Origin of the sequence: Rhizobium sp. 2YAF20 (genome assembly GCF_052114685.1) — a bacterium.
Lineage (GTDB): Bacteria > Pseudomonadota > Alphaproteobacteria > Rhizobiales > Rhizobiaceae > Rhizobium.
The window spans coordinates 1-17970 of the sequence record NZ_JBFRFF010000067.1 but is presented as its reverse complement, the minus strand read 5'-3'; the positions used below and the strand labels follow the sequence as shown (position 1 = coordinate 17970).

The following is a 17970-nucleotide window of genomic DNA, read 5'->3' as shown; positions in this document are numbered from 1 at the left end:
TCGTTGGAAGCGGCGACACGATTGCGCCTGCGGCCGAATGCTCTGGCTGGCTACATCGTCATGTCCCAAGCAGCGACCTGGAAATCTTGAAGTCCGGTGCGGGTCACTATGTCTTCCTGCCGGAGCCGACTGCGTTGGGGATGAAGGAGGCTTCCGACGTCTTCCCTGATGCCGACAGCGTTGATCGTCGAAGGATTCACGACCACGTTGCGTTGGTCGCGGCGGGACTTTTCGGAGGGACCGCGTAATTTGCCGCGTCAATGCTGAAGGCCCTCTTCGGCGCGAAGGGGAAGCTGTGTGTTTTCCTTAGGTCGTAAACTCATTAATTTGCGTTGGGACGAGCGAGGGTCACCTTTCAATCTGTTTCAGAGCCCGCAGCCTTGATTTCTTTCAATATTTAATATGGATTCGACTTTAGTTTAAACGGATTGGGGGAGAAAGAATGTCGGCCGAGATTGCTATTGCCAACCTGCGAAACAGAGGCGACATGCTGGAAACGACGGCAAACAGAATATGGCATGCCTGGTCCAAGCACCGAGGATTGACGTTAAGACAAGTCGTTGAAAAACTTCAAAGCATTAAGGCTTCAGATGACGAATTTACGTTGATCGCGCACACTCGCGATATGTTTGTCGGCACAATCTCCTTGATCAAATCCGACTTGGTCGAGAGACCAAGCCTGACGCCGTGGATCGCTGCGGTCTGGGTAGAAAACGACTTCAGAAAACACCGCGTTGGGTCGGCGCTCGTTAAAGCAGCGGAGCAACTTGCAATCTCGAATGGTCGCGATGTTTTGTATCTCTGCTGTGCGCCTGAACTCCGTCCGTTTTATAGCGGCTTGGGCTGGACCGAAATTGAGACCAACATTGGAAAAAGCGGGTCGTGCGTGTTTGAAAGGCAGAATCTGAAAGTTGCTGTATCAACCTGATCTCGATCTATGCTGAGTTATATTGCTAAGCAGCGATCTACAATACGGGTTCCCGGGGCAACGATCTGATGATTCAATGATGCTTTGATTTGGAGGCTTCATTGACACGCCGTCGTTTCGACCTGACTGATTTCGAGTGGGCGATTATTCAGCCGCTATTGCCGAACAAGAGCCGTGGTGTACGGCGTGTCGTGTCACACAAACGGGACCCTGCAGTTCAGATGCCCAACAGGAATGCCGGATTGTCTCGCGCTCAAGCCATCCTGAGGGCTGCAAGGTCGCCGTTCTCAAGGAAGGTCAAGTTCGCCCCGATTTTTTCAACGGGCCAATCCCACCAGGCAATATAGAGAAGTTCGTCAATTATCTCGGCGGGATAGCGCATCCGAATGACCGTGGCCGGGTTTCCTCCAACGACTGCGTATGGTGGAACATCGCGAGCAACGACCGAAGCGGCAGCGACGATTGCGCCAGCACCGATTTGCACACCCGGCATGATCGCTGCGTCATGGCCAATCCAGACGTCATGACCGACAACCGTATCCTTCACTGGCAGGTCTTTGTAGCCGAAGGTCTCGGGTTTGAATATGCGGAATGGATAGGTGGTGAAGCCCGTCATCGGATGATTGGCTGAACTTGTAATAAAGTAACTTCCCCGAGCGATCTGGACGAATTTGCCGATGATTAGACGCTCGCGGACGCCGTGTCCCAGATAGGGTGCGAGTATTTTGGCGGTGTCCTCCGGCTTCCCAGAGTGCGTGTAATAGCTGTATTCACCGATCTCCATGCGCGGATGGTCGATAACGTTCTTCAAATAGACCGTGTCGCGATAAAGCGTCCCGTCCGGCAGAGTGATTGGGTGAGTTGCATTCGCGTCGAGAAGAGGCATCGAAAATACCGTTCAGAAGGCCAGCGGAGTGAGACGCCCGACGCTAGTCTTCAAAAACGGGAGAATCCATCGCGCTACCCAAACGCTTTCATGAATAATTTGAATGGCGATGCGCTCAGCGCTTCTAGGGTAACATCAGCAATGACGGCAATTGGCGCAATCCCGAAGAGCTTTGTTCCGCAGTCGGCCCAAAACGGACTTGCTTCTTGGCGGTCCGAAGTTCTTGCTACAAACCTCTTATGATCATACGACCTGAAAATCTCCAAGACATCACAGAAATCCGAGCGCTTGTAACCAACGCGTTCGAGGGTGCGCCGCATAGCGATGGAACGGAAGGAGCGATTGTCGACGCCCTAAGAACGGGAGGCGCATTGACCGTGTCCCTAGTCGCAGAACATGACGGTGAGATCGTTGGCTATGTTGCCTTCTCTGCTGTCGAGATCGACGGCAAGGCAGTCGATTGGTACGGTCTCGGGCCAGTTGCCGTACGACCTGACCAACAGCGGCATGGCATCGGTGTCGGGCTCATAGAAGCTGGACTTGACCAGATAAAAACGCTTGGCGCGGCTGGGTGTGTCGTTCTCGGTGATCCTGGCTACTATTCGCGCTTTGGATTCAAGGCTGACCCCGCTCTGCGTTTTCCTGACGTTCCTCCCGAGTATTTCCAATGTCTGGAGTTTGGCGATGACGAACGGCAAGGTGTCGTCGTTTATCATTCGGCTTTCTACGGAGCTTAGTCGCAATTGGGGCGATCCGGAAGTCACCGAACTTCTGGCTTCGGGCCTAGCGGACGCAACGCCTGGCGCTAGCGCTGGAACAGTTTTCGCTCTATTGGAGCTTTATCAGTCCTGCTGTTGTTGGTCTGAAGCCGCAACCGCGATAGAATTCTTCGAGGTGAGGTTCGAAGTCGACGTGCAGCCATCGAGCGCCGCGTAGTCGCGCAAGGCTCTCGGCCTCGCGTACGAGACGGGTGGCGATTCCTTGTCTACGGAAACCTGGATGAACACAGGTATCCAAGATAAATGCGTGGACGCCTCCGTCCCACGCAACATTCACGAACCCGATGATTTTCTTTCCTTCATATGCTCCCACATGACCAAGGCTGCGAGATAGAATGTCTGCGAAGCGAGGTGGCACGGGATTTCCCCAAGCTGCCAACCAAAATGGACTGATTTCAGGATTGGAAGGAAAGGGGTCTACCTTAATTTCCAAATGCTGCTCCTCATGTGGATTGGTCGGGTTAGTCAGATTGAAGCGAAATTTGCAATCGTTTACGCATTCGGCCCATTGCGGTCATGACTTAATCGTAAAGACGTTCAGTCCAGACACATCGGTTTCAATTTGCTCGAAACCGCGAGCGACGTAGTACGGCGAGTTGTCGGGTGTCGCGCAGAGATGGCAGAGTCCGTACCCGTGGAAAGCCGCCTCTCTACGGGCCGCCTCTATCAATTTCGCTGCAATACCCTGCCGCCTAAATTCCGGCTCCACCCATAAAGCGGCAATCCATGGCATGTATTGTGGTCGATCATCAAGGTCGTTTTCAATCAACAAAACTGAGCCGAGGTATTCACCTTGTTCATGGGCGACAAGAGCGACAGGAACGTCCTCGCCTCCCATCATTGGTTCCAAGTGAGCGCGATACTCCGCCAAAGACACTTCAGTTTCTGTCCACCACGCATTCCAACAACGGCTAGCGATGATATCCGCCATATCGGGACGGCTCTGGAGGTTGGAGATTTCCATTGAGTAACCTTGGCGACTAGCGGTTTGATTACACCATAATGCAATCGGTCTGGGCAAGCGCAATACGGGCAAGCACAATCATCTCAATGCCTGCTTGTGGCGTTTTTGAGACCCATGCCAGCGTCGCGCATTCGGGCCAACGCGACCCCTGAGATTCTCAAGCAAGTCAGACGGATGCAGCGACCTCCCAAGAGAGCGTCCTGCGGCAGATATTGAATCAGGCAGCATCACGCTTTTCAATTTGAAACCGATATATGGTCTCACCGTCGGATTTGATCTGCTCGATGTCTCTTGCACCGACTGCGCCTATTGCATGAGGCCAAAATTTTTGAGCCGGGGTATTCAAGGACGCTATGCGCAGTTCCCAGGTGCCGGGATGCGCTTGTAAGATGGCTTCGACAGCACGTCGCCCGACACCGCTCGCCCGTGCTTCCGGATTGATGTAAAACTCGGCCATGGCAAAATCGGTACCTCTTCCCGAGGGAGACCACTTGTTCACAAAGGCGAAGCCAACGCCTCCCCCATTTCGTTCGATCAGATACGGCCAGCGACCCGCTGGCTCTTCCCAATAAGCGTCGAAATAGGGATAGTCGTGATTGACTTCGCCGTATCGTTCTAATTCCGAGAGGTATTTGGCAAGGAGGTCTCGCAAATATGCCTTGTGAACAGGCGAGGCCAATTTCATGGCAATCTGCAACGGTCTACTCCACCATAAACTTTGCGACGTCGGACAATGGTCCCCTGATGAAAAAGCATCTGCCACTTCACGGCCAGCGATGATGCAGGCGCTCTGACGGGAAGCCGTTGGTCCTGCCGCTCGCAGGAAACCTTCATCAAATTCTCGATATCGCCGTGACGTGCAGCCAATCGGTTGGCTTTTGGTCATATCCACTGCCTCGTCCGGCCTCAATACTGACGCTCTCCCAGGGAAAGGCGGCATAGATGCCTCGTAGCCAACTCTCTGACGGGTAATTGTAGTATCTGTCGAATTGATCGCGACCGTCCGCGTCTCCGGCCTTGAAACTTGCATAGAATACGCCTCCCTTCTTCAAGGCAGTGTTTATCCGTGCGAGGATTCCGGACAAGTCCGCTCTCGGGACATGCAAGAGGCAAGCATTCGCCCATATTCCATCGAAGATGCCGTCCTCATCGAGATCGCCAAACAACAGCGTCGCAACCGGCCTTCCAAGACGCTTTTCCGCTGCTTGCGCGATCTCCGGCGTGCCGTCCGTAGGGTGTACATTGAACCCCTTCGCGATCATGAATTCGCTGTCCTGCCCCGCGCCGCATCCCAATTCAAGAATGGTCGCTGCGGCTGGCAACATCGACAGGAACGCTTCGATCCGCCGCTGGCTCGGTTTGCGGCCTCTTGACGTATATACGGCGGCTTCTTGCGCGTAAAAGCGAAGCGTCTGGTCGTCCCGATCCACTACTTGTTTCCATTTCTCGCGCGTCGAAAACGCATCACAACAATTCCTGATGCCATGATAGCTGCGCCAAACTATGCCATTGCACAGGGTCTTGGAATAGGCCGCTCCGCGACAGGGCATATGTCTACCCTCTTGTCGCCGAACCGCCATCGCGAAAGACCGGTCACGAGCGTGACATCAGGCGTGACAGCGGCTTTTCTCTCATTCTTTGGGCAGACTGCACGTTGATGCAAATCCAGAAATTGGTATCCTTCTAACAACATCTGATAGGGCGTCTGGGGATAGCGTCTACAAGCATCGAATGGAAAAATTCTATCGAGATCGCCCCACTGGATCGGGTGACAATCCGCAGAAAGAGATGGAAGTTATCACGGCAGCAGCGTCAGCGACCAGACATGACACTGAAGGATTGGACGAAAAGACGAATCTTCAGGACCCAGCGGAGATCGGCGTTAGCGTTTAAGATTGCCGATTTGCCAGCGACCGTTTATCGCGCATTCGCTCCATGACGGCATTCGGCCCTGAAGAGCAAGAAGGCGGGCCGTTCCAAGTCGAAACTCGGAACTGCCCAGGCACGAAACGCACACTCTTGGCTTCTGGTTGTGGCTTGCAATGAGTAAGTCGGCCTATGCGCAAAGGATTGTGCGCTGGCCCCATGAAGGTACGCGAGCAAAATGGCTTAGGTCACAAACGTCATTTGAACGAACTTCTTTCGGTACAGCCTATTTCACTCAATCTTCGCCACGAGAAGGCCGATTTCGTAAACGTCTCGCGCCTATGGTATTTTGAGCAGGCCGTCACTCCAAACTGGAAGCTGTTGCTGCAAGATGGACGCCATCATGCAGTCGGTAGACGCCCCCTTTGTTCAGTAGCGCCCAAATAGTTCGTGCTGTCTTATTGGCAAGCGCCACCGCAACCACTCTAAATGGCCGTCGGACTAGAAGCCGCCTCAGCCATGGCGTTGTCTTTTCATCCTTTGCTGCCCAACGAAGCACGGAAACCGCGCCCATGACAAGGAGCGACCGCAACACCGTGTTTCCCATCTTCGAAATACCGCCATTGCGCATTTTTCCACCGCTAGAATGTGCCTTTGGCGTCAATCCGATCCATGCAGCGAAATGGCGAGCGGACTTGAAACCGGCTGGGTCGGCGACATGCGCTGCTATCGTTGAGGCCGTAACAACACCAACGCCGGGAATTGTCATCAAGCGGCGAATATCGTCGTTTTGCTTTGCTTGGGAGGCAATCTCGCCGTCGAGCCGACTGATACGCGAGTCAAGCAATTCGATCTCATCGGATATCGCGGAAAGTGCCGAGCGAGCTGCGGTAGGTACATGACCACTGCCATCCCCCAAGGCAACGGCGGCGGCGGCCATCACGTTCTTGGTGCCAACGGCAGAGATAATGCCAAATTCGGCCATATGGCTGCGCAGCGCATTGGTGGCGTTGGTTCTCTGGCGGATGAACAACGAGCGAGCCTTGACCAAGACGATTATCGCCTGCTGCTCGGCGCTCTTGATCGGAACATTTCGTACGCTTTCCTGCGAAACCGTCAGGGCGATAGCCTCGGCATCCGCAGCGTCGGTCTTGCCTCGCTTTACGAAAGGCTTCACGTATTGAGCCGGGATCAAAAGAGCCTTGTGTCCCAGCGCCTCGATTTCCCGCGCCCAATAATGAGAGCTGGCACATGCCTCCATGCCGACAACGCATGCCGGAATCTTCTGGAAGAAGTCTTTCATCTCGGCGCGGCGTAGCTTTCTATTGAAAAGCTTCCTGCCTTGGGCATCTACGGCATGGACTTGAAAAACCTGCTTGGCCAAATCCAACCCGATGGTGGCAATCTCATTCATCAAATTCAATCTCCTGTCACGATTGTGTGGGCGACATCCTCCAGAGTGACTTTTCACGCTCTGAGCCACAATAAGTTGCCATGACTGCTGATTGCCGCAAGCGCAAATCATCATGCGATACGCGTACCCGTCACTCAGACGGCTCAGCCTTTTCAATGTCGATCCTGCAAGGCGTGACTTTTTCGAGCCTTCATGGTGAGGAGCATCAGGCGGCATCCCCGATAGTTTCGATCCGCGACAAGCATGGAAACAGAGGAGTTTGAAACGCGATGGGCGGCGCGAAGATGCTGTCCATTTTTATGTCACCGCTTTTGGCGCGAACCGGAAGCTTACCAGCGTCGGGAGTTGGCCCTTTGCGGACCCTGAACAAAGGCGGCGACCGACGTGACGATGAGAAGGCGGCGGGTAGAATTCCTCAAATTCAAATCATTCGCTTCAGGCGATTGAAAGGAAAGCCTGATCTGCTGCCGCAACCACCTGGGATAAATTGCATGGGATGTATCTTCCGACAGTCGCAGCGAAATTGGAGACCCTCCGGGGCGCACGGTCTCAAACTTTTGTCGATCTATTTGATGTCCATTCTTTTCTTCTGCGATCTGGCGCGTGCGCAGTTGCTCCCCAAAATGCTCGGGGGCTACACCATCAGCGAAACGCCGTTGCCGGTCCTGTTTCGCAAAGCCGGTCTCAAATTCAAGATTCCAGCCAATTTCATTGACAGTCCAGGAGCGGCCGCAGCCAACCCTGAAATGACGGATTTGCTCCTCATGGCACTACTGCCTGATGTGACAGGTCGGAACGAGCAGAACACCGGAGTATTCGGTCGCGAGGATAGCAAGGGGCAAAACCCGCTGCTCACAGTCCTTGTTAGCGAACCGCAGGGGAAACCCTGGGACATGTCGAAGATGACCGCTGCATATGATGGTAGACAGCCTGGATATCGCTTTGACAGCCGAGGCACAGAGTATGGTCTTGCAAGTGTTCGCCAAGTTCCGCCAGTCGCCGGTCGCTGGATGTGGAACAATACCTACCGTATCGAAGAAAGCGGTATCCTTCGCACTTCAATCATTTGCAACGGTGCGGGGACTGTTCCGGCCCCCGGATGCCAGCATTTCTTCTTATATAAGAACCTACTTATACACATGAACTATCGAGCCGATTTCCTTCCCGGTTGGAGGGAAATCGAACATGACGTACGTGAAAAGCTGCAAACTTGGGAAAGCGATTTCTAGAGAGCGGTGACCCACCAGCTTCGGGAGTTGGCCCTAAGCGGTCATCTCGCCGCTTCGTTCAGTCCGAGTCTTCAGAGTCGCCGGTCTATTCAACAGGCTGGCCCGCTGCCAGGCGTTTGGCGGTGTATGTGTATATATCTGGGATGCCCAATTTTGCCCTGGCCCGCGCGTGCTCGACAAGGTCTTCAACCCTGGTTTCTACATCGTTCTTGAAAATATCTTCCGCTCTGCTCCGCCCAATAGGTTCGCCACTCGCGCTCTCGATATCGTGCTGCTCTTCCACTGACGCGTTCTCAAGCAAGTCTTCGCAAGACTTCATCGCATCCCCGACGACTTGCTCGGGCGTTCTCAATTCGTCTTGCGCAAGCGACATTGCGGTGATCGCGACGCATTTGAACGCTTTGGTCAAGTCATCCGCTGGCACCTGCGCTATTGCAGAGGCTCGGAACGCAAGGAGTATCAAGGCCGTAGCTAAGGTGTGCGATTTGTTCGGACGATAGAACTTCATGTCGGCCAGCGCCCATTCTTCGACGGATCATATCGTTTGGGGTCCCACGCACCGACAGTCGCCGGATTACCTCGTTCTGGTTCTCTGGTGTTATAGCGAATGTCGGGTGCGCTCAATGCCAGATGCCACAGAACTCGATAGCCAGCTTGGCTGTGATATTGACGGCATCTCAGATCACCCTCGCCGAAACCTCGGAGAAGTCGTCGCTTCGCCCAACGACCACAATTGGCGCAATCCTGCCAACCTCAGGGTCTCTTGTCGGCCCGAAGGAGGCTCCACCGCAACCTAGTGACCTTCGACGGTTCCGAAACATTGATCAAATCGTCGGGCTTCGAGGTCGCCTGATCTGATCCAAAACGTAGCGACACCCATATCTCCGAACAACAGCTCGATGCTCGGATCGCTCGCCAATCGGAGCAGGCAGATTTCGTCATCCGCGCTGATGTCTGGGTCCGAGACGCCGTCGCCGGAGTGGAGACCCTTATGGCGATAAAGAGGCGCTGTGCTCTGTAGGGAGGAAACCTGGCCCAACATCTGATGGGTCCGGGCGCGAACCCGCCATCGACCGCCCTCCGATTTTCCGAATTCTCTGCGCTGATCGAATGGAAGGTGTCTATCTTCCAATACATCGTAAAAATTCTTTGGAATCAGTCGGGCTACATCGGGAGACCCGGCCGCGTAGGCAATTGAAGCTTCAATGCCTTTGGTAATCAGGTCCGGCAGGGCTAGGTCAAAATTTGGCGGGCGTAGCGGGTCAACGATGATCTCCTGAAGCCAGGCCTGAAATTCCTCCGCATCCCCTTCTGTTGACGCTGCATCCAGCCCAAGTTTGGTCGCTCGCGCTATCCAGGACGGTGCCTTGGCAACTGTTCCGGGCAACTTGTTCAAGGGCGCACGAGTACTGCGAATGATGAGGCGCGAAATACGCTCAATCATAATATTTGCCTGCGGAAATTTCGCGGCCCCAAATGCTCTCGGCAATTGGAATACCTCTGAGGCCTCCCATTCCGGACTGGATGCTGACGCCGTTGGCAGACCGGTCGCAGCGACAACGGCCGCTGCCCGAGAATGTTGAACTCGGATATCATAGTTTGAAATCCACTTGTAACCGTGGACAGCGTCCGCAATTGAATCCTGATCAGGCCAGGTGTCGAAAATGGCTGCAACGAGCGGCCAAGAAAAATGGACGTTTGGTCCTTCCTCTCCGGGAAGAAGCCAATCTGGTTTAAACGGTTTTTCGGACGCGACCCTGTCCAAGATCGGAGGCAGGTCCGCAGGCGCTTCGCGGTGTCCCACATCACTGGCAAGCCTCGGCACAAAAATCACTCGGACCCGATTTCGCGCCTCGCCCTCTGACCAAATCTGTTCTTCATCCTGGCTCGCAAAGAAGAACAGGACGCCTTCCTGCGGAAGACGCCGGTCTATTCGCGGCAACTCGGCACAGTCTATCTGGGCAAGGAAGTGAAGGGGCACGTCTCGTTCATACGAGATGCCTCTCGGCCATTCGATGTTGGCAGGTAAATTTGGAAGGCCGCCAATCCTACTCCTGACAATGGGAGCGTCAGCCGGTGGATAGGGCCGATAAAGCAACAGCCCCGGCCTACGATAAGACGAAAGCAAGGCGTCGGCGTCCACGCCCTCAGGCGGCGAGCGGCGCTCCGGTTTGCCAGCGACAGGGTCGAGCGGACGTACGTCGCTAGCCCGAGATTTAGTCAATCGGGACATGATAGCCTTTAGCTTCGACATCGATGAGATTACCCGCTCTTGGATCGCGCACCTACAACTAAATCGGCAACATATCAAGCTTACGCAAGCAAAACTGCGCCCATTACGCGATCTTTATTTGGCATACACGATGACGGTTTGGCTTCAATAATTCGATAGCCTGGAAGGGTCGAATCCTTCTGACGACTCCAAAAACTCAGCATTACCAAAAGTTTCGCGGCTTCCAAATCACGGATGGGATTTAGAGCAGAACCCATCGCCGCGTACTTAGAAAGGGCGTTTCAGCATCCCTGGCCTCGGCTGTTGCGCTTCGCTGTGTACCAGAAATTAAGGAAGGCAACGAACAGCAATGCGTATCAGATGACAATCCTGACTGCGCTCTTGATCGTGGCGGCCCCGACGCCCTCATCCGCGTGAAAGCCATACCAAGCATATCCAACGCTGATCCTTTTCCATCGGGCATTTGTCCTCAAAAACCAAATGTGCGACACCTCTTATCCGAGCTTCTCCAGGAGCACCTTGCAACCGACACGGCGAGAATGGATGATCATGTCGCCTTAGAGCTATTCCGCTCCATCGCAGAGCAGAACCGCCAGCATTTCGAGGCGGATGAGCACGCGTGGCAAGGGATAGCGTTCAGTTTACTTCCGCCGCCGATTTCGTGAATACATGGCAGACCGGGCTCGCTGATCAATTGGGAGAACCACATTGGCCGTCGTTGGAATGGATCATATTCAGTTGGCGATGCCGGTCGGATGGGAGGGCACCGCTCGCGGGTTCTATGAGGGGCTGCTTGGCCTGAGCGAAGTCGCAAAGCCACCGCATCTCGCCGCCAGGGGTGGATGTTGGTTCGAGGCCAATGGCGTCAGAATTCATTTAGGGGTTGAGGATGATTTTTCGCCTGCAAGGAAGGCCCATCCGGGTCTCATCGTCAGTGACCTCCGCTCCCTCGTGGCTATGCTGGATGGTGCCGGGTTTCCGACATCGCCAGACCAGCCGCTTGACGGATATGAGCGAAGATATGTCAGCGACCCTTTCGGCAATCGAATCGAGCTGATGCAGCTCAAATGAAATTACAGATGACTTTTTCGCAGACGGCACTTGGGAAGACGAGGCCATACCGGTGACAACCTATTCGCAAAACAACCTGACCGGAGAGCGGCAGGGCACTCTGCTGGTGCCGGACACCTTGAACGAATGGGGCATCGTCGTCCTCGGCGGATCGAGCGGGCGCGTCGATGTTCAGCGTGCTTCCCTGTTCGCCAACCTCGGAATCACGGCGCTGGCACTGCGATGGTTTGGCGGAGAAGGCCAAACTCCCGGAATCTGTGAAGTCCCGCTGGAGACTTTCGTCAGCGCCATAGACGAACTTCGCCAGCGTGGCTGTAAGCACATCGCATTCGTCGGAACATGCAAGGGCGCAGAAGCAGCTCTGCTTGTCGCTGCCCGTGACGACCGTGTGGAAATGGTCATTGCGATCAGTCCGACCTCCGTCGTTTGGGGCAATATCGGACCGGGGCATGACGGCATCGCCTGGCCGGAGCGTTCCTCCTGGACATGGAAGAACGAGCCCCTCGCCTTCGTGCCTGCCGATCCTTCCTGGGTTAAGGAGTGCAAGGACGGCCTTGTTTCCTATCGCGGCCTGTTCGAGCACTGCCTGACGCGATTTGCCTCTTCCATTCCAGCGGCCACCATCCCGGTGGAGCAAATAGCCGCCAAAATCGTTCTCATCGCTGGCGGGAGCGATGCGCTCTGGCAGTCGGAGGCATTTGCGCGTTCCATTCTTCAGCAGCGGCAGATGTTCGGGAGAGACGCCGAATTGGTCTATGACGCGGATGCTGGGCATCGGCTTTTACTTCCAGGTGAGACAACGCCAAGGTCTAAACTGCATGCGCATGGCGGCAGCGATGAAGCAGACGCGAGACTTGGTCGATCCGCTTGGGCAGTCATCGTCGACGCCCTCGGCTTGGAAAGAAAATGAGACAGCAGCGGCAATTTCGGTGGGCTGCGAGATTGCAATTCCGTTATTCAATACTGCTGCATTGAGCCTGTATCCTATGGAGAAACAACCTAGTTTGGGCCTGTTCCACAAGCGGAGTGCCTCGAAAATGCCAATGCACCTCCGACTTGATCCGTTTCTCGAAGCGGCTGATGCTGAACGGGTCTCTAATGTGCTCCAGAAATTGGACGCCTGCGGGCTAGATTACGCTGTCACAGGCGGGATGGCATTGGAACCGGCGCTTGGTTCTGGCCTTGGCCGTCAGCGGGCTTTCAATGACATCGATGTTGTCGTCTCAGGGTTCGACGCACTCCCGCCTGCCCTCGCCTCCGTATTCATGATTAGTCATGCACATCCGCATCGTCCACTCGGGAAGCTCGCCATTCAGCTTGTGGAACCAAACCAGCGTGTGCGCGTCGACGTGTTCAGCGCTTGCGGTGATACGTTAGAGCGGACCAGACCCGCACTGATCGGCAACCTGCCGATCAAGGTGGTAGCTGTCGAAGACCTCGCGTGTCGCATTGCTTCGGAAATGATGTGTTTTAGCAGGGGCGACACCGTCCTGCATAAATGTGCTGACGATCACGCACGCGCGATACAGGTCGTTGATATGAAACTCGTCGAAAAAGCCTGGCGGGATCAGCGCCGGGAGATTGATCCTCTAACGTATACTGAGGCGTCCGTTCAGATTGTCGAGGCTCTTAAACGCGATACCGGAAAGCTGGTGAAGCCAACCTACTCCACGGATACGGATGCAGTTTGCCGTCACTGCTACAATACGGCCAACTTCATGGTCGCGTCGCCGAAATCCACCCTTCCGATACTCGGCTACTGCTAGTTCACTGGGGACATCGGCCATGTACACATTGAAGCCTGGCATAAAGAAGGACCCTGTTCGGCGCTGGGCACTGCCAGACCGAATCTTCTTCGGAAATGGCGCGTGTGCCATTCTCGCTGGAGTGTTTTTGAAGGAATCGCCCCTCGCCGGATTTTATGCCGAGCGCATCATCCCCGGCGAAGGCTTTGCGGGAAACCATATCTTCGTGACCGACGGCGTAATCGCGTTCGACCACCATGGCTATTCGCTGCGGAACCGGCTGCTGACCTACCACACGAATGGTTGGGCGACCCGTTCTCCGCAAGGATGGAATTGCCGCCTCGAACATGTCAGCTTTAATCTGCTCGATAGACGCGATCTCAATGACAACAAGATGTTCGGGCCAGATCAGTATCTTCATGACCCGATAGCTCGCGCCGAGACCTACCTCGGCCGAGTGAACCACATTGAAGCAAGCGCACGAGCACGCGCCAAGCAACTCGTTCAGGTCGCTATCTGATCTATCAATTGACGGATAGTCGAATTGAGGGCCTCCGGTCGTTCCATCGGCACGTAGTGTCCGCATTCGGGGATGACATGCAGGCAACCATTTGGGGCCATATCGGCTTGCTTGGAACTGGTCGCCAGTCCGGGTAGGACGTCGTCTGCGCCCGTGACCATGTGCACTGGGCCCGAAAATGTGGAAAGGACATCATCTCTGCTTTGGCGGGTGTGGAATGCCTCGACACCAAGCACCACATCTTCAAGCGGCTGGCGCATAAGGATGCGCCTCGCTCTAGCGATGATCGCGGGTGAAGCTGCTGTCGAAAATGCGGGCTCCCACCATTCCCGCCAGGCAGACTCTAGCCCTTGCTCCCGAAGAGCTTTGACGGCCGTTGCGTGAAATGCCGGGTCTGACCGTCGCGCTGCCTTTGTCCCAATAAGGACTAATCCCGCAACCCGCTCCGGGGCAAGCGCGGCAACCTCCAAAGCACATGAGCCACCAACTGAGCAGCCTACGACGATGACTTGGTTGCCTCTGGGGAGCTTTAATGCCTCGGCCGCCCAATCCTCCACGCGATCACCGAAACCATAAAGCGTCGGCGCATATGTTGCGCCTGGCAGGAGGTCGAGCTGGGCGGCCCACATCGATCCATCCAAGGGCAGCGCATGGAGTAGTAGTAGTAGTAGTAGTAGTTCCAGATTCTTTCCAGACAAGCGGCACCCATCTTTCGGCCTACGCGGTCAGTCGTAAGGTTCTAACGCTTGTGGATCACGCCAGCGATGCGGCTGCGTCTCCTTATGTAGATTGCGGTGTCGTTTAAGATTACTGGCAGATACGATTGAAGTCGGCTCCCTGCCAACCTCCACTAAGGTTCCATGCAGAAGCGGATTCTCCCACAGGAAAGGAACGTCGCCCCAGAAAAGCGTTAAGGGCTGCTTTCGCACTTGCACCAAAGTTATCTCGCACAGCGTGCCATAATAACGAAATGCCCGCTTATGCCGGAAGCGCTTCAGTGGCACCTCTTCGAACTCGGGAACGTCTTGAAGCTTGGCATCAAATTCCTTGAAGGTCTCGCTGCGATAAACCATATCGATATCGCTATGCGCAGATGGCTCGCGGAGACCTAGAACTTCCTCTGCCCAACCGCCAAAAAGATCGCAGATAATACCTGAGCGTCGGAGCTTGGCTGTAACGGCGGCCACCTTCTCTCGGGTATTCTCCATTGATCTCTCCGAACCCGCTTCGAATGGTTACTCTATACCTTGTTTAGGCGGACAGGAGGGCGATGGCTTCATCTGCCGGTCGCACATCGCCAAAGCTCCGATAGATATTATGGAGTGCCGCGTTGTGGTCCTGATCGCGCCTGGCAGCCGTCCCATCAGCTATGAAAATTACCCGGAAGCCACTGGCATAGGCATCTCGGGCGGAAGACTCGCAGCAGATGTTCGTCAGCGTTCCAGTGATGAAAACGGTGCCGATACCGCGAGCGCGAAGAGCTGATGGTAAGTCTGAAGAGCCGGGGAAAAACGCGCTATAGGCGGACTTCTCGAAATACAGGTCTTCCGCTTCCGGAGAAAGGCCAGGCCACACTCTCTGCGATACCCGGCCAGCTCCACCCGACGTCCTGAACATCTCCGCGACCTCTTCGCCGAAGAATTCCCGTGTGAGGTCCGGATGAGGTTGATCGGAGCCGGGAACAACCCACGCCACCGTGCCACCAGCGGTGCGAAGAGCGTCTGCGAGCCGAATGATGTTGGGCAGTATCCCTCTGCAGTAAGCGCTTTCCTCGACGAAAAACGGGACCATATCGATCACGATCAGGGCCGTGCGGTGCGGATCGACAGATTCATGTGCATGTCGTCGCCCACGTCTCTGCTCCTGTCGTTCATACTCACGCTGCTCGATTATCCAATCGTGGAGCTTGGGCCGTGGGCCGGAACCATTCGGTGCAATTGCGTTGCCCTGTTCAGAACCCATCTCGGCGAATCCTAGTGCGATCTGACGATGATCACCGCCCGCTGCGTCGGCGTCAATGACTTCACACTAAGACATCTCCAAAGCGTCGCCGCGCAGCCGTCAGCCTTACTTCATGAATTTTCAGACAGTCTGTAGGATTTTCGCGACATCACGGGAATTCCTATAGGCTTGCTTTGACCGTATCGATGAAAGCTCGCTTGAGTTCATTATACTCAGCGCGGCTCGTGGGACCGCGAGCGATTGCCCGTTGCTTCTCTGCTGTATAGGCCTCCCGAAGAAATGAATCCCGCCGAAGCGCATCCCTAAAAGCCAGATTTGAGCACCACGACAGTCCCATGTACTCCACCACGTGCACTAGGTGCGTGCGTTCCGATTTATCCCTCCCCCTGCCAAAAATATGGTGCCCTGGCACGCCAGCATTTGCGGCGTAGTCGTATCCAAGGCGCAATAGCGGGTCATGGCATTTTTCCCAATCTTCAAGCGGTATGACGCCGATAAGTATGTCCAGTATCGGTTTGGCCTTCATGCCCTTTACAGCAGTTGAACCATAATGCTCGATGCCACGGGCAACTGGCTCCACTACATTTGAGAGCCGCCGCTTTTCATGCGCAAATTCAAGCTCCCAAGCAGGGTCGTATTCAACGAGAAAATTTGCGTTGTGTTTTAGCCCCAACATTTGCGTTTCACCCCATCAAACATTCTTCAGCACCACCTTTTCGCAACAGCCGCGATTAGAGCGCCGGTTTTGCATCCGGGATTTGCGACATCGAAGAATATGTGGTTGTGCAATGACCGTAATCGGCGCGATGCGGAGGCCGTCTTTCTTCCGCAGTCGGCCCAATGCAGTCATCAGCTGCTTCGCTGTGTAATTAGTTTCCAAGCTGTTTCCGAAGGAAGGCTTCGACATCTTTTGTAGATTGTGCCGTTGCGGCAGCGCTGTATTCGAGACGATGACCAAAATAGACGGTCCCTGCTTTCGCGGTAGGAACGTCGAAGTCATGATAGGCACCAGGATAGACGTCGAGCTGTATCTCCGGGGCCTTGCCGCTCAAATGGGCGAGCCTCTGGCGACATAGCGCTGGCGGCCCCCAGTCGTCCAGTTCTCCGACCGTGATGAGCGTCGGCACGGTCGCGTCTCCGTCGCTTGGTGAACACGTTGGATAGTAGGCAACTGCAGCTTTGAATTTGCGAGCCGTGAGTTGCTCATCGCCTTCGACCATGGTCGCCTCCAAGGCCGAGACGCCGCCAGCGGAAAAACCCATCAGAGCGACACGCTGGGCGTCAACGAAAGGATAAGTCGACAAAAGGTCGAGCGCCCCGTAAGCGTCGTAAACGCGGTCTGTGCTCGTAAATGCGCCATCGCTTCGAGTGTTTCGACATGTTGTTTTTATATTCCGGGTAGCATAGCTATCGACAACAAGGACGACATAACCCCGAGCCACCCACTGTTCGGCAACATCATTCTTGAGCCTTGATCCCAAGCCCCCGCATCCATGCAAGACAACAAGGGCAGGAAATGGCCCGTTGCCCTGTGGACGGCTCAAATAACCGATCAGTGGCATGCCTTGGGCCTGTGGGAGAGCCTCGCCCTGTTGCTTGGCCAATCTCTCGCGAAACGGACTTAGCTTGGCTGTCTCACTTGAAAACCGGACTTGTTCACCCGCCAGAGCAATTCCAATATTTAGGCTGAGAACCACGCTAGCTGCAACCAAAGCTATTGTTGTTTTGAACGGCACCATCGTACCCCTTCTAAGCCACCATGATCCTTCAAGCAGCGACATCAGCAGCGCCGAAATAGATCGATCCCAACTAAAAAGTATGGCCTCGCCCTCAAATTGCAACGGTGGCGTGACGCTGGTTCAAATTTACGACAATCTGCGTGCGCCGGGACGCGCATGTTCGCGGCAGGAGGGTGGAGATGCAAGTCGGTTTTAAAGAAGGGCTGTCGTTCGACGAAAGCCGGTCGAATTGGGACGCCGACGGCCCGCGCCCACTCAAACGGTCTGCGTGGTATCCTGCGGTCGAAAACGCAACGGTGCAGCGGGTCACCGAGACGTCGTGGTTCCAAAAACGGCCGGTCGCCCGCAATGCGAAGCTGCTGCCGACAGCGAAACCATATCCGTTGGTATTGATGTCACACGGAACGGGGGGCGTGGCGGGCGGTCTCGATTGGCTCGGTCACCGCCTGGCACAACGAGGCTTTGTCGCGCTCGCGGTCAATCATCATGGCAATACCGGAACTGAGCCCTACCGGGCGGAAGGCTTCCTCTGCCTTTGGGAGCGTGCTCGCGACCTCAGCGTCTTGCTTGATGACCCGAAGTGGCGAAAAGAGCTGGACGGTCAGTTCGACGCCCATGCCCAKACATGCCCATA

21 protein-coding genes and 2 pseudogenes are annotated in these 17970 nt (G+C 55.1%); 10 read left to right on the top strand and 13 right to left on the bottom strand.

The window, feature by feature from the left end; translation table 11 throughout:
- The 3 genes and pseudogenes from AB4Z52_RS34325 to AB4Z52_RS34315 form a co-directional block, all read left to right on the top strand.
- A pseudogene (locus tag AB4Z52_RS34325) lies at positions 1 to 248 on the top strand (dienelactone hydrolase); the annotation flags it as partial.
- Between the two features lie 194 nt (positions 249 to 442).
- Entirely contained in the window at positions 443 to 928 is a 486-nt protein-coding gene (locus AB4Z52_RS34320; protein ID WP_442222297.1) for a GNAT family N-acetyltransferase, read from the top strand.
- A 101-nt stretch (positions 929 to 1029) separates the two neighbouring features.
- Positions 1030 to 1119 (top strand): annotated as a pseudogene (locus AB4Z52_RS34315) (IS5/IS1182 family transposase); the annotation flags it as partial.
- A 62-nt stretch (positions 1120 to 1181) separates the two neighbouring features.
- Here the strand turns inward: AB4Z52_RS34315 and AB4Z52_RS34310 are convergent.
- A complete protein-coding gene (locus tag AB4Z52_RS34310; RefSeq protein ID WP_442222296.1) occupies positions 1182 to 1814 on the bottom strand; it encodes a CatB-related O-acetyltransferase in 633 nt (210 codons plus the stop codon).
- A gap of 239 nt (positions 1815 to 2053) precedes the next feature.
- On the opposite strand from AB4Z52_RS34310, the gene AB4Z52_RS34305 reads away from it, so the two are divergent.
- The gene (locus tag AB4Z52_RS34305) at positions 2054 to 2551 is read left to right on the top strand and encodes a GNAT family N-acetyltransferase (protein ID WP_442222295.1); all 498 of its coding nucleotides are present in this window, start codon (positions 2054 to 2056) and stop codon (positions 2549 to 2551) included.
- 91 nt (positions 2552 to 2642) lie between these two features.
- Here the strand turns inward: AB4Z52_RS34305 and AB4Z52_RS34300 are convergent, their stop codons facing one another.
- From AB4Z52_RS34300 to AB4Z52_RS34280, 5 genes are all read right to left on the bottom strand, one after another.
- Positions 2643 to 3026 (bottom strand): GNAT family N-acetyltransferase, encoded by a 384-nt coding sequence (locus AB4Z52_RS34300; RefSeq protein WP_442222294.1) that lies wholly within the window; start codon positions 3024 to 3026, stop codon positions 2643 to 2645.
- An 81-nt stretch (positions 3027 to 3107) separates the two neighbouring features.
- Positions 3108 to 3557: a GNAT family N-acetyltransferase gene (locus tag AB4Z52_RS34295; protein WP_442222293.1), complete on the bottom strand. Its 450-nt coding sequence runs from the start codon at positions 3555 to 3557 to the stop codon at positions 3108 to 3110.
- A gap of 217 nt (positions 3558 to 3774) precedes the next feature.
- Positions 3775 to 4443 carry a GNAT family N-acetyltransferase gene (locus AB4Z52_RS34290; RefSeq protein WP_442222299.1) on the bottom strand — a complete coding sequence of 223 codons (669 nt, stop codon included), beginning with the start codon at positions 4441 to 4443 and terminating at the stop codon, positions 3775 to 3777.
- A complete protein-coding gene (locus AB4Z52_RS34285) occupies positions 4391 to 4987 on the bottom strand; it encodes a class I SAM-dependent methyltransferase (RefSeq protein WP_442222292.1) in 597 nt (198 codons plus the stop codon). Before AB4Z52_RS34285 ends, AB4Z52_RS34290 begins: the two co-directional genes overlap by 53 nt.
- Before the next feature lie 797 nt (positions 4988 to 5784).
- Entirely contained in the window at positions 5785 to 6837 is a 1053-nt protein-coding gene (locus tag AB4Z52_RS34280) for an IS110 family transposase (protein WP_442222298.1), read from the bottom strand.
- A 269-nt stretch (positions 6838 to 7106) separates the two neighbouring features.
- On the opposite strand from AB4Z52_RS34280, the gene AB4Z52_RS34275 reads away from it, so the two are divergent.
- Positions 7107 to 8066, top strand: a complete 960-nt coding sequence (locus AB4Z52_RS34275; RefSeq protein ID WP_442222291.1) for a hypothetical protein — start codon at positions 7107 to 7109, stop codon at positions 8064 to 8066.
- A gap of 85 nt (positions 8067 to 8151) precedes the next feature.
- Here the strand turns inward: AB4Z52_RS34275 and AB4Z52_RS34270 are convergent, their stop codons facing one another.
- Together AB4Z52_RS34270 and AB4Z52_RS34265 are read right to left on the bottom strand one after the other, a co-directional pair.
- Positions 8152 to 8574 carry a hypothetical protein gene (locus AB4Z52_RS34270; protein WP_442222290.1) on the bottom strand — a complete coding sequence of 141 codons (423 nt, stop codon included), beginning with the start codon at positions 8572 to 8574 and terminating at the stop codon, positions 8152 to 8154.
- 285 nt (positions 8575 to 8859) lie between these two features.
- Positions 8860 to 10299: a DUF1963 domain-containing protein gene (locus AB4Z52_RS34265; protein ID WP_442222289.1), complete on the bottom strand. Its 1440-nt coding sequence runs from the start codon at positions 10297 to 10299 to the stop codon at positions 8860 to 8862.
- Positions 10300 to 11007: 708 nt separating this feature from the next.
- On the opposite strand from AB4Z52_RS34265, the gene AB4Z52_RS34260 reads away from it, so the two are divergent.
- The 4 genes from AB4Z52_RS34260 (at position 11008) to AB4Z52_RS34245 (ending at position 13635) form a co-directional block, all read left to right on the top strand.
- Positions 11008 to 11370: a VOC family protein gene (locus tag AB4Z52_RS34260; RefSeq protein WP_442222288.1), complete on the top strand. Its 363-nt coding sequence runs from the start codon at positions 11008 to 11010 to the stop codon at positions 11368 to 11370.
- 52 nt (positions 11371 to 11422) lie between these two features.
- Positions 11423 to 12280: an acyl-CoA thioester hydrolase/BAAT C-terminal domain-containing protein gene (locus AB4Z52_RS34255; RefSeq protein ID WP_442222287.1), complete on the top strand. Its 858-nt coding sequence runs from the start codon at positions 11423 to 11425 to the stop codon at positions 12278 to 12280.
- Positions 12207 to 13136, top strand: coding sequence for a hypothetical protein (locus tag AB4Z52_RS34250; RefSeq protein WP_442222286.1), 930 nt, complete (start codon positions 12207 to 12209; stop codon positions 13134 to 13136). The genes AB4Z52_RS34255 and AB4Z52_RS34250 overlap by 74 nt, the downstream gene beginning before the upstream one ends.
- Before the next feature lie 127 nt (positions 13137 to 13263).
- Positions 13264 to 13635, top strand: a complete 372-nt coding sequence (locus AB4Z52_RS34245) for a hypothetical protein (RefSeq protein WP_442222285.1) — start codon at positions 13264 to 13266, stop codon at positions 13633 to 13635.
- Here the strand turns inward: AB4Z52_RS34245 and AB4Z52_RS34240 are convergent.
- From AB4Z52_RS34240 to AB4Z52_RS34220, 5 genes are all read right to left on the bottom strand, one after another.
- The gene (locus AB4Z52_RS34240) at positions 13620 to 14333 is read right to left on the bottom strand and encodes an alpha/beta fold hydrolase (protein WP_442222284.1); all 714 of its coding nucleotides are present in this window, start codon (positions 14331 to 14333) and stop codon (positions 13620 to 13622) included. The genes AB4Z52_RS34245 and AB4Z52_RS34240 overlap by 16 nt on opposite strands.
- A gap of 27 nt (positions 14334 to 14360) precedes the next feature.
- Positions 14361 to 14843: a hypothetical protein gene (locus AB4Z52_RS34235; protein WP_442222283.1), complete on the bottom strand. Its 483-nt coding sequence runs from the start codon at positions 14841 to 14843 to the stop codon at positions 14361 to 14363.
- A gap of 43 nt (positions 14844 to 14886) precedes the next feature.
- The gene (locus tag AB4Z52_RS34230; protein ID WP_442222282.1) at positions 14887 to 15597 is read right to left on the bottom strand and encodes an isochorismatase family protein; all 711 of its coding nucleotides are present in this window, start codon (positions 15595 to 15597) and stop codon (positions 14887 to 14889) included.
- A 160-nt stretch (positions 15598 to 15757) separates the two neighbouring features.
- Complete coding sequence (locus AB4Z52_RS34225) at positions 15758 to 16273, bottom strand: GrpB family protein (protein WP_442222281.1); 516 nt, start codon at positions 16271 to 16273, stop codon at positions 15758 to 15760.
- Positions 16274 to 16466: 193 nt separating this feature from the next.
- Positions 16467 to 17336, bottom strand: a complete 870-nt coding sequence (locus tag AB4Z52_RS34220; protein WP_442222280.1) for a dienelactone hydrolase family protein — start codon at positions 17334 to 17336, stop codon at positions 16467 to 16469.
- Positions 17337 to 17515: 179 nt separating this feature from the next.
- Here AB4Z52_RS34220 and AB4Z52_RS34215 point away from each other — a divergent pair.
- Positions 17516 to 17970, top strand: a 455-nt coding sequence (locus tag AB4Z52_RS34215) for an alpha/beta hydrolase (RefSeq protein WP_442222279.1), incomplete at its 3' end; no start/stop codon positions are given.